This is a genomic window from Motiliproteus sp., assembly GCF_965230735.1.
In the GTDB taxonomy this organism is placed as follows: Bacteria; Pseudomonadota; Gammaproteobacteria; order Pseudomonadales; family Balneatricaceae; genus Motiliproteus.
Window position 1 is genome coordinate 3300451 of the sequence record NZ_OZ246016.1, and the last position, 14446, is coordinate 3314896.

Consider the following 14446-nt stretch of genomic DNA (forward strand, 5'->3'; position numbering starts at 1 on the left):
GCGAACAGGGCTCAAAGCCTGCCGGAAGCAGGACTGGGTACTGCACAAGGAGGAGTTCTAAACTCGCTTCAGCTTAGAAACCTGTCTTGTCCTGATATAGGTTGACATCCTTTCAGGTTGAAAACGCCCGATGCACCTCATCGGGCGTTTTGTATTTTAAGGCCATATGTGGCCGCCGTGTATTGTAGAGTCGGATCGACTCATCAACCATGATCGTGGCCTGATCTAGATCCTCTGGCTTTCTCAGCAGATACTCACCTTTCAGAATCCCGTTTACTCTTTCCGCAAGCGCATTCTGATAGCAGTCATACCCATCCGTCATCGAACAACGCACACCGTGCTCCTTATGTACGGCCTGATAGCGCTTTGAACAGTACTGTATCCCCCTGTCAGAGTGATGGATAAGCCCGGCGCTACCTTGGTAACCATCCAAGGCCTTCTGATAGGCCGTTAATACGGACTCAGCCCTCAAATCACCGTGTACGTGATAGCCGACGACTTTGCGTGAATACGCATCGGTAACCAGGCTCAGATAGGCCTCTCCGTCCCTGACTGGAAGATAGGTGATATCCGCGACCCAGATCTGTTCTGGCCGTGTGGCTTGCTCTTGCTCTGCACCGGGCTTTAGCAAGTTAGGATGGCACCAGAAACGATGATGACTCTGCGTAGTCTTGTGATATGCCCGGCGTCGCTGGACCAATAAGCGGCGATCCCTGAGCAGTTCAAATAGTTTGTCCCGGCCGATTTTACATTCCGTTTCGGCATTGAGCAGGGACAGTAGCTTACGCGCTCCCAGCCGAGGTTGCTGCATACGCTCACGTTGAACAAAGCTCAGTATGGAACAACGCATCTTTGCTTGCTGTTTCGCTCGCTGGCGTTGCTGATAGTAGGCCTGTCGGCTGATACCGAGGATTTGGCAAGCTCGAGTAACCGTCAGCCCTGTGACCTGCCGTTCTTCGATGACTTGCCGCGAGGCTTTTTTACGACACGGACCCCGTGATCCCGTTTGAGCACATCAACCACCGCTTCGAAGAACTCCGCTTTTTGCTGGGCATCTGCCAACTGTTGCTCAAGCTCCTTGATCCGCTGCTCTGGGGTAAGTTCTGAAGGCTTGTCTGACATTAGTTTTGCCTGGTGATCTGATCCTTGAGACCAATCTAGCCTGCCATGCTTACGTAGCCAAACTAATACGGTTGAGCGACCTTGGATGCCGTAACGCTGCTGTGCCTGCTTATAGGACAGTTCACCGGCTTCTACTTGGTCGACAACCGACAATTTAAAGGCGAGGGAATAATCTTTCTGAGTACGTTTAGTCTTTGTTTTCATGTCACTTCCCGAGTTAATGATCGAAAAGTGTCAACGTTATTCAGGACGGGACAACCGGTACAAAAAAGGCCAACCCGAGGGTTGGCCTTTTTTATCGCGGGGGGCTGATAAGGATCGTTACACCGGCTCAGGTTCTGCCTGATCGCCCACCTTGGCCAGCGCCGCTTCACGGGCCGCCCGGTAGGGGTTATCCGAATCCAGCAGCTGCTTGCCCTTCGGGGTCGGGAACTCCACATCCAGATCCACCACCGCGCCGGCACGGCAAACGTTGATTACCGTATCCATGGTAGCGGCCATCAGCGAGTACTTGTCGTCCGGTGCCGCGATCAGGGTCTGCAGACCAAGGTCGCCCATAAAGCCAAGGCTGGTCTGGGTGTTCTCGGCATCAAGCTTGTTGAAGGCTTCGTCGAACATCGACAGGCTGATGCCGCCCAACGGCTTGCCGTCCATCGCCTGCTTAATCCGGTAGGTGGCGCCCATACCAGCTGCGATCGCAACGTAGAACGGCACCTGGTGCTCACCACCGGAACCGGTCTTGATCCGCTGGCTCAGGTTGGTCTTGATATTGCCGTCCAGATCCTTGATCACCAATTCGAAGTTATAGAAGTTGCGATAGTCCTGCAGGATCGAGCTTTCGCCCTCGTCCTTGAGCACGGCATGGATCTTCTCCAGTGCTTCGCGATGGGGATTGTCCTCGGTCAAGGTGGTGTCGAACAGTCCGCCGGCATTGGCCTGGTCGAGCCGTGAGTAGGTTTCGACCAGCTTCAGGATCTCTTTGAGCTCTGGGTTCGGGTTCATCGTGAAGCTGTACATCTCGGCGTGGAACGGACGCCGCTTGAGGTGGTTGTTCAGCTCTTTGATCAGTTCTTTGATCTTGTCGATCTGATCGTTCAGATGGGCAACGAAGTCGGACCGGAACGCGGTCTCGGCTTCGATCCGGGCCCGTTCGGACTTCTTGGTGTAGTGGGCCAGCTCGGTATCGTTGAGCGCCGTCACGGTGGCGGCAACGAAGGCCTCGAGTTCATCATGGCTGGAGTCCGGGCTGATATTGTCCAACTCCTGGTGAGACGCGCCACTGCCGTGATACTTGGCCTTATACTGGGCTACCGCATCGCGTACCGAGTTCTTTTTCTTCTCGACCAGAGTCAGCTCGTTCTGCGCCTTGCGGGCCGCATCGAAGGTGATCCGCTCCAGCTCGCCGTTGCAGGATTCCTCCAGGTAATCGCGCTTCTCCTGGGCCGAATCGGCGTTGAACTCGGCCCGCTCCTCACATTTGCTGCGATTGTGAGCATGCTCTTCCAACTCGCTATCGAGCACCTCAAGACTGGCCTCGCGCTTGATCAGCGTGGTACGTAGCTTCTTCAGCTGCTCCAACACATTCTGATGTTCGGTCTGGGTAGTCTTCTGCGACTCGACCAGCTCGGTCAGCTTGTTCTGCAGCCCGGAGTCATCCTGGTTGCGCAGGTCCTGGATCGCCTGACGGTAGCCGCTCAGTTCGGCATCGACCATCTCACGCTGGTTGGCCAGCGAGTAGGTGCTCTCCTGCACCCCGGTCAACGAGGCGGTCAGACGAATCAGCGAATCTTTCAGCGTGTCCAGGCTGCGGTGCTGCTGCTCCTGCTGGCTGAACTTACGCTGCAGCTGCTCGAAATCCTGGTCCTGGCGCTGCAGCTGCTGCTCGCGCTGGCGGATCCCCATCATCGGCGCCTGTTCGTGAATCGCAGTAGTCGAGCCCTCGGTCTGCAGCATACAGTCCGGAGTGATCGCCCGCTCCTGGCGCAGCAGTTCGGCTTCGGTCTCGACCGCCATCACCCCGCCCAGGGTACGGTTGATATAGGCCAGCGCGTGTTTGTTCTCACAGTCGACGTATTCGGCCAGCGAGCCCTTCTTGGCCCGGTCGAGCCAACGCTCCGAGGTGGTCGTGTTAACGATCCGGCAGCCTTTCAGGTGACGGGCCCGGCGACGATAAAGCGTGATCGCATCCTTGACCCGATCCGGATCCACGATCAGCGCCTCACGGCGGTTCCCCAGGAAACTCTCAATCGCGGTACGCCAGTGATCGTCGTTGATTTCGGTCAGTTCGCACAGTGGAGTGGATTCAATACCGTACTCTTCCAGCAGTCGCATCAGTTCACGGGTGTTGCGCTTGAGCGGCGCATGGCCCTGCTTAAGCTGTTCGATCGCGCCCTGCTGGCCCTTGAGTTGGTCACGCATGGCGTTGAGCTCGATCACCGAGCCTTCAAAGCGACGCGACACCTCCAGCCGAACCCCATCGATCTGCTTCTTCAGCTGTTCCAGGCAGTTATCCACCGCCATCGGCTGCTGCGGCCAGCTGCCTTCGAGCAGATTTTCCCCTTCACGCCAAAGCTCAACCGCCTCTTTGACCACTTCGACAAAGTTGTCCGGCAGGCTGTTCTCGTGCTTGGCGAAATTGACGGTGGAGCGCAGCAGACTGTAGACCTCCTGGATCTTGTCGCTGACGACACTCAGCTCGTGCTGCTTGGCATCGATCTTGAGCTCCAGCTCCTTGATCCGTCCGGCTGAGTCGGTGTTGTTCAGCTCGGCCCGGGTATCGGCCAGCGCCTGCATCAAACCGTTCAGCTCTTTCTCGAGTCGATCGGATTCGATCTCCAGCGCTTCGGCTTTCTCCTGCTCGGTCTCCAGCTTCTCTTCGACCGATTCCTTCTTCAGGTCGGCCGCTTCAAAACGGGACTCGTGAACCACCCACTCGTACTCAACCGCGTTGCGGGCGTTACGCTTCACCCCGCCACACAGCTCCTGCACCTTGGTCAGCTCATCGATCCGAGCCGAGACCTCCTTGGTCTTCTGCTCCATCGCCCGATACTCTTCGAGCGATTTACGGAAGTCGCCGACCTGAACCAGTTTCTGGTCCAGCACGTACTCGCGCACGAAGCGGGTCGGACTGTCGATCGGGGTGAACTTGATCGCGTTGCGGAAGTTCTTCAGGAACTTGTCTTCATCGACCGGCAGATTGCTGTCGTAGCTAAGCAGCGCCATCATCTCTTTGAGGAAACGACTGGTGCGTTTCTCCAATGTCATGGTCGGGCAGCGCTGACGCAGATGATCACGGACATCGGTCCAGGCCCGCGGAATCCGACCGCCGTTGGCCTGGATGGTGAAGTCATCCAGCGTCACCGAGGTATGGGGCAGGATAAAGCGGCCTTCGACCTCTTCGTCCGGGGTCGCCAGCGAGGCGCTGATCGCCAGGCCGACGGTATCGATCTGGCCGGAATCTTCATCTTTGAACTCCAGCGCCAGGTAGGTGATCGAGTCTTCGCGGGCCAGCTTGCCTTTGCCGCCGGTGCTGGTGTCGTCCAGAAAGCCCAGGCAGTAGGTGCGCAGGCTACGCTCGGACTTCTGCCCGGCACTGGCGTTGAAGCTCAGGTAGCGCTTGTTGCCGCCGACCATCACGGTCTGGATCGCGTCCAGCAGCGATGACTTACCCGAACCGTTGGGGCCGACGATCGCAACGTTGCCACGGATCGGGATTTCGACCGCCCCGAGCACGTACCAGTTAACCAGGACAATTTTATTCAGCAGCTTCATTGGGCGGTCTCCGGCTCGGCCTGGGTCTTCGGTTCGATCTGTTCGTCAGTTGAGGCTGAGGTCTCTGCTTCGGCTTCGGCTTCAGTTTTAGGTGCGGTTTCCGCATCCTGCTCGGCCAGCTCGCGCTCTTCGATCGCCTGCTCTTCGCTGGCATCGACGCCGTCAGCCAGCTCTTCGAGCTGACGCACCCAGTCCTCGACCACCACCTGGCGGATCGACGGATTGATCATCAACGGAATGTTCTTCGGATCGGTCTCGGCCGGCTTGCCGCGCTCGATGATGCCGTGGCGGCTGAACAGACCGAGGATCTCCTTGAAACGGGTTTCGTTGGGGATCTCTTTGGCGGTCAGGTTTTCATACAGCTGCAGCAGATCATCGGAGCTGATAAAGGCCTTGCCGCCTTCAACGTCGAAATTCTCCAGCTTCTGCTCATACTGCTGGCGCAGACAGAGCAGGAACAGCGACTCGTCCAGCCGCAGACGCAGGTAACGCTCTTCCCCCCTGGGGATCAGGCCGATGTAGGACTCGTCCGGCTGATGGGTCAGTGACCAGCCGATCGCTTCGAACAGGTTGGTGAAGTAACCGATATGGTCGGCGATCAGGAAATAGTGCGGCCGGTGCGCCGGTTTGTCGGCGTACAGGAACTGGTTCACCAGCAGCTTGTTGGCGGCCTGGATGAAATCCTCGGCATCGACCTGCTCGAACCGGTTCAAAATCTTGTTCAAATCACCCAGCATTCGCTACGTCCTTCTGGTTGGTCTTATCACGGTGGAGGCTGAAGCCCCGGCATTCGACCATCTCGGCCACCGCGGTGTAATCATCATCAAATTCGATCCGGTACTTGCCGTACAGGTTCTTGCCTTTCTTGCCCAGTGAGGCCATGTGGCGCACATAACTGAAGGCGATATAATCCTCGATCGAGTCGATCGTAAACTGCTCGGCCCGCAGGCTATCGGCTCCGTCGAGCTGACGCTCGATATAGGCCTCCAGCTTGCTGCCATTGATCTGGCGCCGCTCTTTGTATTCCTTGAAGCGCTGGCGCTGTTCCAGTACCTCGGGGTCGATCACCTGCTGTTGGATGATCTTCAACGACGGCGGTGTGCGCCGGCGCGGTGCGCTGCGAATCGAACGCGGCGACAGGAAGGCATAGCTCTCCAGCGTATCGGCCAGCGGAATCTCGGCCTCATCCTGCTCGGACAGCTTGGCGATCAGGCGCGACAACCTCGAGCTCATGCCCGGGGTGGTCTTGTCCATGTAACGGACCGTATCGGAAACCCGCTTCTCCAGCCGGAAACGGAAATCATCGATCGCCGCCAGGCGCTCATCGACCGACTCAAAGATCCGGATAATCCGCGAAATGTGCTGATCCACCTTGGCTTCGGCTTCGGCATTGGTCAGCTCCAGCACCTCCTGATAGTGATCGATCAGCTGATTGCGTTTGAGCTCATCGAACTGCAGATCCTTGAGCATCGACAACAGCTGGCGCCGGAACCGGAACGGGTTGTTGTGGGTTTTCAGGGTCTTGTAGTCGGAGACCAGAATCGCCTCGACAAACTGCTCAAAGAAGCCCCGCACGATATCCTGGGGATTGGTGCTGGCGGCAAAGCTCTGGCGCAGCTCACGCAGGCCCAGCAGCATATCGGTCAGGTGAGCACTGAACTCGGCCGCGGTGCGGGCCGCTTCCTGCAGGGTCAGGCCCCGGCCGGTGGGATCGGAGATCGCCGCTTCCACCGAGCTGAGCACATTCAGTACCGCGCCGCCGTAGCTCTTCTTCTGGAAGGTCGCGACATCGATCAGGGTGCGCAGCACATGGCTGACCGACGGTGCCATCAACACATAGGTGCGGTAAAGCTGCTGCTCTTCATCAAGCCAGCCGGTTTTCACCAGTCGACGGTAGATCCGGTTGGTGTAGTCAGCGCTGGTCTTGGGTATCGAAACCGCCTGAGCAGCCGCCATCGGCTCCCCCTCATCCTCGTCGGCTTCCGGCGCCCACTGGCGAATACCGTGTTTGATCACCGCTTCTTCGATGGTCGAACGCACCAGGTCCTTGGGAATAAAGGGGTCGATCAGGTCCTCGTCGAAAAACAGATCGGCCAGCTCAATCAAAACGGTTTGATAGATCTGGCGATTCTGCCCCGACAACGGCAGAAATAACTCGTCAGGCAGCTTGTTGAAAAGCATGAAGGGTCCTAATTTCTTTCGAAAGGGCGAGCTGAAAAGCCGCACCAAAGCACCGGATTCTAACCCACTCCTTCAGCAGCGTTAAGTCCGTTTGCCTGCCCTCGGACAAGGATTGGGGTTTCTTTCGATCAGGCGTTTTTGATCATCGGTTTGGCGGCCTCGGCACCAAGCCGGAACTCCTTCAGTGAGCAGTCCAATTCCAGGTCCGAACGCAGCGCCACCAGGCGTCGGGCTTGCTCAACCTGAGCCCAGCGGCCCTCCAGTTTATTGCGATAGCGGGTCGGCAGCTGTTCCAGCTCTGCAAACAGAGCTTCGAGATCCGGCCATTGCGCCAACAGCTGCGCCGCGCCTTTGGCGCCGATCCCATCAACGCCACGAATCCGGTTGGTATTGTCACCGCAGAGGGCCAGGTAATCGCACAGCTGACCGGGCTGGACCTGAAACCGCTGCTGGATAAAATCCCTGTCGATCTGCTGCTTGGCAAAATGATCCCACAACACCAGTCCCTGCGGATCACTGGCCAACAACTGAGCGAAACCTTTATCGGTCGATACCAGCACCACTTCACCGCCGGCCTGCAAGGTCTTCGCCGCCAGGGTCGTCAAGACATCATCGGCTTCGTAATGGGGATAGGTCAGACTGGTCAGCCCCTTGTAGCGAAACAGTTGCTGAAAGCGATCCAGGTTGTCCCTTAGGCTGTCCGGCATCGGCTTGCGCCCGGCCTTGTAGTCCGGGTAAGCCAGATGACGCCAGCTTTTTTGCCAACCATCAAAAGCACAGACGCCGTGGGTTGGCTCGAAACGGCTCAGCAAACGCCCCACGATCTGCCCCGACGTTGTCAGCGCCGCTTCGATGGCGTCATCCCCTTCACCGGGCACAGCCGCATGGACCCGACGAATCAGGTTCATTGCATCGATAAGCAGTAGTTTGATCGCCATTGTTCACCGTTCCAGCACTTTGATTGAGCGATTATCCGTACCCGATCGAAGCGGCGCAACCGAAGGAGTCAGGGCATTGAAAAGACATCGGAACAAGGCCCTTGACCGTACCGCTAAAGGTCGATAATATCCGCGCCCACGGTTTGAGTGATTCCCTGATAGCTCAGTTGGTAGAGCAGTAGACTGTTAATCTATTGGTCGCTGGTTCGAGTCCAGCTCAGGGAGCCAACCACCAACGATTCAAACCGGTTTTAGATCCGTTCCCCGATAGCTCAGTTGGTAGAGCAGTAGACTGTTAATCTATTGGTCGCTGGTTCGAGTCCAGCTCGGGGAGCCATCTAAATTACCTTCCTCTTACGCAGTTCCTTCAGCTTTTACTTTCCTCCTTCAGCCCATCAGCCATTAAACTAAAGCTTATGTTGTAGGCCATTGATGCTTGGCGGAAAGAAGCCCACACTTCCCCTACACCTAGATTGAGAGTTATAGCGAAAGCCGTAGTCTCGCCCTGTTTAACCCCAACTAGGCAATAAGAATTACCGCTCATGGCTGACATCTCTGTCTTCTCAGCTCAAAACTCACCCGCCAAGCTGGTTAAACTGCTGCTGGTCGTTGCGCTGTTTTTTTCGGTCACCATCCTGGGTCTGTCCAGCTACGCCATTACCACGATCTACAGTAAGCAAGTCCTGCAAGATACCGAAACGAACGCGATCAAAACGTCGCTATCGGTCCTCGCGCTCGAAAAGGATCATTTCCTTCATCCCGATGCTAATGGGGATGAGCAGTTGCAGATTTATCCTGAGGATTTTCAGGCATTGGATGCTAAGATGCGGGCGCTATTTGCTCCCCTGGATATCGTTAAAATTAAAATTTTCTCGACCCAAGGAGAGATACTCTACAGTACAGACCATTCGATCATCGGAAAAAGAGATAAAGAAAATCTAAGGCTTAAAGCAGCACTCGCCGGAGGAGCCGACTCTAAATTAAAGAGTAAAGATGAGTTCACGGACCTACAGGGAGAAAAGCGCTTCGAAGTCGATGTCGTAGAAAGTTATGTACCGATCCGCAACAGCCTAGGCATGATCGTCGGGGCTTTCGAGATTTATCAGGACATCACTGCCAGTAACAGTCGTAGTCATCAAGGCGTCATGAACCTGCTGATTTCTCTGGCATTAATACTGGTAGTCGCGTTCAGTCTCAGCTTCCTGGTGGTCAAGATTGCCGCCAAAGAGCTAGCCAAGATCCAACACAAACTCCATGATATGGCGACCCTGGATTCGCTGACCGGGTTATATAACCGTGCGGTGATTCTGGAGGCCCTGGAGCACCAATCAACTCCCGAACAAAGAGCCGTGGTGGAAGCGCCACGTAGCACCTTCAGCCTGGTAATGATCGATATCGACCATTTCAAATCGATCAACGATGCCCATGGCCATCTTGTCGGTGACAGGGTGATCGCCAAGGTCGCCAATTCAATCAACGAGGCACTGCGCGACTGTGACCAATTGGGCCGTTACGGCGGCGAAGAATTCCTACTGCTGCTACCGACGACCGACCTGGACGGCGCTTGTAGCTTGGCAGAAAGGATCCGACAGCATGTTGAATCAACACAGATCGAAGTCGACCAATACAGACTTAGCGTGACGGTAAGTCTTGGGGTGGCGACCAGCAACATCTCGGAGGCAACCTATGAACCCATTCTTCAGAGGGCTGATGAAGCTCTGTATGCGGCTAAGGCAGCCGGACGAAACAGGGTTAGCTACCGGAAGTTTGAACAGCAAGCGTTTCAATTTGACGATACGCAGTAACGACAAAGCTCAAAACCATATCCAACGTCGTGACTGATTCACTCAGTAAAAAACAGGCGGAGCTATGCCGATAACCGGCTGATGGGCAAAAAGCAGTCCCAAATACAATCCCGCTCCCAGCAGTACACGCCACCAACCAATCCCTCGCCAATCAATCGTCAGCGGCGAGGCAAACGGGATATTGACAGTATTCTCCAGCATCCGAGCCCACTCTTCATCGCTATAGCGACGGCGCTTGACACGCTCCATAGTGAGAGTTCCGGCAAGGCTAAGCAGTAGCATCAAGCCAAACAGCAGCAACCCGGCGACATCGCCATTAACGGGAATATGGGAGCCGGACCATAGCACCAAGCCCCACATCACCGGATGACGGCTGACAGTAACGATACCCGGCCTTGATAAATCAAAGCCTTGCGCGCCGGCACCTAACGAAAACGGATTCTTCGAGCTCAAGCCCGCCAGGATCAAAAAGCTGGCGATCGGCATCAACACGACCGGCAACCAGGCTGCCCAAATCGACCAGGGCCATAGCTGCACGTAAGGCGCCTTCGCGAACGCATGCCCAAGCCAGCCGATAATCAGCAACGACAGGATGCTGTAGGCAATTAAAAAACCCACCCGCCCCAATCGCCGCTCCAGCGGCTGGCGGAACTTAGGCCGCATCGGAATCATATGGCTAAGGATAAAAACCACAATCGCGCTAAGAAGAGCTGCCACTGGAACCTCGTTATTGATTGTCGATAGCTGAATTGTACTGGGACAGCAATTATCGGCAATTGATTCAGGTTATCGAGCTAGGATTCAGGCTTTCGAGCTAGAAAGAAGGGATTGGTTAAAGGCCTAACTGCCGAGCGAGCCTGTTCACAAAACCTAGTAGAGCCTGCTAGGAGAGTTATCGTTAGGCGCTTGGCGATGGAAGTCCCCGGGGCCGTTAGGCCCGGGGCGTAAAACCGGGACAAAGCCTCGCTTCGTCTGTTTCCGTCGTGGCCCTACTCTCACATACCGGCTGTAGGTCAGAGCCGCTAAGACGAAAAAACCCCTAGCACAGCGTGCTAGGGGTTTCTCGTATTAGGCGCTTGGCGATGACCTACTCTCACATGGGGAAGCCCCACACTACCATCGGCGCTGATTCGTTTCACTGCTGAGTTCGGGATGGGGTCAGGTGGTTCCAAATCGCTATGGTCGCCAAGCAAAAAAGGTAAGTGAATCCGCCCGCCATGGATGGCGGAAGTGCAGAAAATGCAGGAGCAATTTTCTGCGAACTTAATTGAAGTCTCTTGAATCAGTTCAACGTGTCGATCGTTTATATCTAGCTTGTTTCGTATCAGTGCCAACTTAACACCGCTTTGGCGTTATATGGTCAAGCCGCACGAGCAATTAGTACTGGTTAGCTCAACGCCTCACAACGCTTACACACCCAGCCTATCAACGTCCTGGTCTTGAACGGCTCTTCAGAGGGCTCGAGGCCCTGGTGATACCTTATCTTGAAGGAGGCTTCCCGCTTAGATGCTTTCAGCGGTTATCCCGTCCGAACGTAGCTACCGGGCAATGCGTCTGGCGACACAACCCGAACACCAGAGGTTCGTCCACTCCGGTCCTCTCGTACTAGGAGCAGCTCTTCTCAAGTATCAAACGCCCACGGCAGATAGGGACCGAACTGTCTCACGACGTTCTAAACCCAGCTCGCGTACCACTTTAAATGGCGAACAGCCATACCCTTGGGACCGGCTTCAGCCCCAGGATGTGATGAGCCGACATCGAGGTGCCAAACACCGCCGTCGATGTGAACTCTTGGGCGGTATCAGCCTGTTATCCCCGGAGTACCTTTTATCCGTTGAGCGATGGCCCTTCCATACAGAACCACCGGATCACTAAGACCTACTTTCGTACCTGCTCGACGTGTCTGTCTCGCAGTTAAGCACCCTTATGCCTTTGCACTCATTGCATGATTTCCGACCATGCTGAGGGTACCTTCGTGCTCCTCCGTTACGCTTTGGGAGGAGACCGCCCCAGTCAAACTACCCACCACACACTGTCCCCGACCCGGATAACGGGTCTGGGTTAGAACCCCAAACATACCAGGCTGGTATTTCAAGATTGGCTCCACGCAAACTGGCGTCCACGTTTCAAAGCCTCCCAGCTATCCTACACAAGTAGGTTCAGAGTTCAGTGTGAAGCTGTAGTAAAGGTTCACGGGGTCTTTCCGTCTAGCCGCGGGTACGCTGCATCTTAACAGCGAGTTCAATTTCACTGAGTCTCGGGTGGAGACAGTGTGGCCATCATTACGCCATTCGTGCAGGTCGGAACTTACCCGACAAGGAATTTCGCTACCTTAGGACCGTTATAGTTACGGCCGCCGTTTACTTGGGCTTCGATCAAGAGCTTCGCCTAAGCTAACCCCATCAATTAACCTTCAAGCACCGGGCAGGCGTCACACCCTATACGTCCACTTTCGTGTTTGCAGAGTGCTGTGTTTTTAATAAACAGTTGCAGCCACCATTTCACTTCGACCAGCCTCAGCTTAGGGAGCAAGTCCCATCACCAAAACCGGCGTACCTTCTCCCGAAGTTACGGTACCATTTTGCCTAGTTCCTTCACCCGAGTTCTCTCAAGCGCCTTGGTATTCTCTACCTGACCACCTGTGTCGGTTTGGGGTACGGTCTCAAATAAGCTGAAGCTTAGAGGATTTTCCTGGAAGCATGGTATCGACTACTTCGCTCAAAAGAGAGCTCGTCATCAGATCTCAGTCTTAAAGGATCCCGGATTTACCTAAGATCCAAACCTACATCCTTAAACGCGGACAACCAACGCCGCGCTAGCCTAACCTTCTCCGTCCCCCCATCGCACTTATCTGAGGTGCAGGAATATTAACCTGCTTCCCATCGACTACGCATTTCTGCCTCGCCTTAGGGGCCGACTCACCCTGCCCTGATTAGCATTGGACAGGAACCCTTGGTCTTCCGGCGAGGGTGTTTTTCACACCCTTTATCGTTACTCATGTCAGCATTCGCACTTCTGATACCTCCACGGTGCCTTACAGCTTCCGCTTCAACGGCTTACAGAACGCTCCTCTACCATGCCACAAAGTGGCATCCGTAGCTTCGGTGTACAGTTTGAGCCCCGTTAAATCTTCCGCGCGGGCCGACTCGACTAGTGAGCTATTACGCTTTCTTTAAAGGGTGGCTGCTTCTAAGCCAACCTCCTAGCTGTCTAAGCCTTCCCACATCGTTTCCCACTTAACTGTAACTTTGGGACCTTAGCTGACGGTCTGGGTTGTTTCCCTTTTGACGACGGACGTTAGCACCCGCCGTCTGTCTCCCGTGATTGCACTCTTGGGTATTCGGAGTTTGCATCGGGTTGGTAAGTCGGGATGACCCCCTAGCCGAAACAGTGCTCTACCCCCCAAGGTGAGACACGAGGCGCTACCTAAATAGCTTTCGAGGAGAACCAGCTATCTCCGAGCTTGATTAGCCTTTCACTCCGACCCACAGGTCATCACCGCATTTTTCAACATACGTGTGTTCGGTCCTCCAGTTGATGTTACTCAACCTTCAACCTGCCCATGGGTAGATCGCTCGGTTTCGGGTCTAATCCCAGCAACTTGACGCCCTATTAAGACTCGGTTTCCCTACGCCTCCCCTATACGGTTAAGCTTGCTACTGAAATTAAGTCGCTGACCCATTATACAAAAGGTACGCAGTCACGGTCTCAAGGACCGCTCCCACTGCTTGTACGTACACGGTTTCAGGGTCTATTTCACTCCCCTCACAGGGGTTCTTTTCGCCTTTCCCTCACGGTACTGGTTCACTATCGGTCAGTCAGGAGTATTTAGCCTTGGAGGATGGTCCCCCCATGTTCAGACAAGGTTTCACGTGCCCCGTCCTACTCGTTTTCACATTAAGAGCCTTTTCGCGTACGGGGCTATCACCCACTATGGCCACACTTTCCAGAGTGTTCCGCTAAAACTCAAAACGCTTAAGGGCTAATCCCCGTTCGCTCGCCGCTACTGAGGGAATCTCGGTTGATTTCTTTTCCTCCGGGTACTTAGATGTTTCAGTTCCCCGGGTTCGCCTCTTGACCCTATGTATTCAGGTCAAGATACCCGCCTTATGACGGGTGGGTTTCCCCATTCGGAAATGTCCGGATCAAAGTCTGTTTGCCGACTCCCCGAACCTTATCGCAGGCTACAACGTCCTTCATCGCCTCTGACTGCCTAGGCATCCACCGTGCACGCTTAGTCACTTGACCATATAACCCAAAACAGTGTTCAAGTTATCAGTCAGAACTAATACGATATTAATCGCCAGATATAAACGCTTGATCGAACACAATAAAATTAAACTGATTCAATTTGATTGCTTCAATCACAGATCCACTTTGTTAAAGAGCGTGTTTTCCGAAGAAAACAAAAGGTAATGGATAAACAAACTGTTTAATCATTAGCTTTTGGCTTCTTGAGAAATGGTGGAGCTAAGCGGGATCGAACCGCTGACCTCCTGCGTGCAAAGCAGGCGCTCTCCCAGCTGAGCTATAGCCCCATGAAAACCCTAGGCTTAATAAGTGCCAATTTTGCGCAGATCCAGGCGCAGTTTCGTGACTGCATAGCCTGCTATGCGAGTGAAGCTGCAA

General features: G+C 54.9%; 7 protein-coding genes, 3 tRNA genes and 2 rRNA genes. 3 read left to right on the top strand and 9 right to left on the bottom strand.

Annotation, left to right across the window (positions count from 1 at the left end; translation table 11 throughout):
* Nucleotides 1–112: 112 nt before the first annotated feature.
* The 5 genes from ACO05M_RS15190 to xni form a co-directional block, all read right to left on the bottom strand.
* Nucleotides 113–1326 (bottom strand): IS3 family transposase gene (locus tag ACO05M_RS15190; protein ID WP_421862467.1). Its coding sequence is split into 2 segments (ribosomal slippage): nt 113–984 and nt 984–1326, totalling 1215 coding nucleotides; the frame shifts between segments, so codons are not numbered across the junction.
* A gap of 117 nt (nt 1327–1443) precedes the next feature.
* Nucleotides 1444–4893 (bottom strand): SbcC/MukB-like Walker B domain-containing protein, encoded by a 3450-nt coding sequence (locus ACO05M_RS15195; RefSeq protein ID WP_421864692.1) that lies wholly within the window; start codon nt 4891–4893, stop codon nt 1444–1446.
* Complete coding sequence (locus ACO05M_RS15200) at nt 4890–5630, bottom strand: DUF4194 domain-containing protein (protein WP_421864695.1); 741 nt, start codon at nt 5628–5630, stop codon at nt 4890–4892. The genes ACO05M_RS15195 and ACO05M_RS15200 overlap by 4 nt, the downstream gene beginning before the upstream one ends.
* Nucleotides 5620–7074 (bottom strand): Wadjet anti-phage system protein JetA family protein, encoded by a 1455-nt coding sequence (locus ACO05M_RS15205; protein WP_421864699.1) that lies wholly within the window; start codon nt 7072–7074, stop codon nt 5620–5622. Before ACO05M_RS15205 ends, ACO05M_RS15200 begins: the two co-directional genes overlap by 11 nt.
* A 128-nt stretch (nt 7075–7202) precedes the next feature.
* Nucleotides 7203–8012 (bottom strand): flap endonuclease Xni, encoded by an 810-nt coding sequence (gene xni / locus ACO05M_RS15210; RefSeq protein WP_421864701.1) that lies wholly within the window; start codon nt 8010–8012, stop codon nt 7203–7205.
* A gap of 152 nt (nt 8013–8164) precedes the next feature.
* On the opposite strand from xni, the gene ACO05M_RS15215 reads away from it, so the two are divergent.
* The 3 genes from ACO05M_RS15215 to ACO05M_RS15225 all read left to right on the top strand — a co-directional run bounded on the left by ACO05M_RS15215 (nt 8165) and on the right by ACO05M_RS15225 (nt 9817).
* Nucleotides 8165–8240 (top strand) — tRNA-Asn (locus ACO05M_RS15215).
* Nucleotides 8241–8273: 33 nt separating this feature from the next.
* Nucleotides 8274–8349 (top strand) — tRNA-Asn (locus ACO05M_RS15220).
* Nucleotides 8350–8554: 205 nt separating this feature from the next.
* Nucleotides 8555–9817 carry a GGDEF domain-containing protein gene (locus tag ACO05M_RS15225; protein WP_421864704.1) on the top strand — a complete coding sequence of 421 codons (1263 nt, stop codon included), beginning with the start codon at nt 8555–8557 and terminating at the stop codon, nt 9815–9817.
* Between the two features lie 42 nt (nt 9818–9859).
* Here the strand turns inward: ACO05M_RS15225 and ACO05M_RS15230 are convergent, their stop codons facing one another.
* The 4 genes from ACO05M_RS15230 to ACO05M_RS15245 form a co-directional block, all read right to left on the bottom strand.
* Nucleotides 9860–10534 carry an NnrU family protein gene (locus ACO05M_RS15230; RefSeq protein WP_421864707.1) on the bottom strand — a complete coding sequence of 225 codons (675 nt, stop codon included), beginning with the start codon at nt 10532–10534 and terminating at the stop codon, nt 9860–9862.
* A gap of 357 nt (nt 10535–10891) precedes the next feature.
* Nucleotides 10892–11007 (bottom strand): 5S ribosomal RNA (gene rrf / locus ACO05M_RS15235).
* Between the two features lie 166 nt (nt 11008–11173).
* Nucleotides 11174–14065, bottom strand: a 23S ribosomal RNA gene (locus ACO05M_RS15240).
* 214 nt (nt 14066–14279) lie between these two features.
* Nucleotides 14280–14355: transfer RNA gene (locus ACO05M_RS15245), tRNA-Ala, on the bottom strand.
* Between the last annotated feature and the right edge of the window lie 91 nt (nt 14356–14446).

What these genes read in the sequence shown, in the direction of transcription:
- xni (WP_421864701.1), bottom strand. Translation starts at nt 8,012, where the DNA reads ATGGCGATCAAACTACTGCTTATCGATGCAATGAACCTGATTCGTCGG.
- ACO05M_RS15195 (WP_421864692.1), bottom strand. Translation starts at nt 4,893, where the DNA reads ATGAAGCTGCTGAATAAAATTGTCCTGGTTAACTGGTACGTGCTCGGG.
- ACO05M_RS15205 (WP_421864699.1), bottom strand. Translation starts at nt 7,074, where the DNA reads ATGCTTTTCAACAAGCTGCCTGACGAGTTATTTCTGCCGTTGTCGGGG.
- ACO05M_RS15200 (WP_421864695.1), bottom strand. Translation starts at nt 5,630, where the DNA reads ATGCTGGGTGATTTGAACAAGATTTTGAACCGGTTCGAGCAGGTCGAT.
- ACO05M_RS15225 (WP_421864704.1), top strand. Translation starts at nt 8,555, where the DNA reads ATGGCTGACATCTCTGTCTTCTCAGCTCAAAACTCACCCGCCAAGCTG.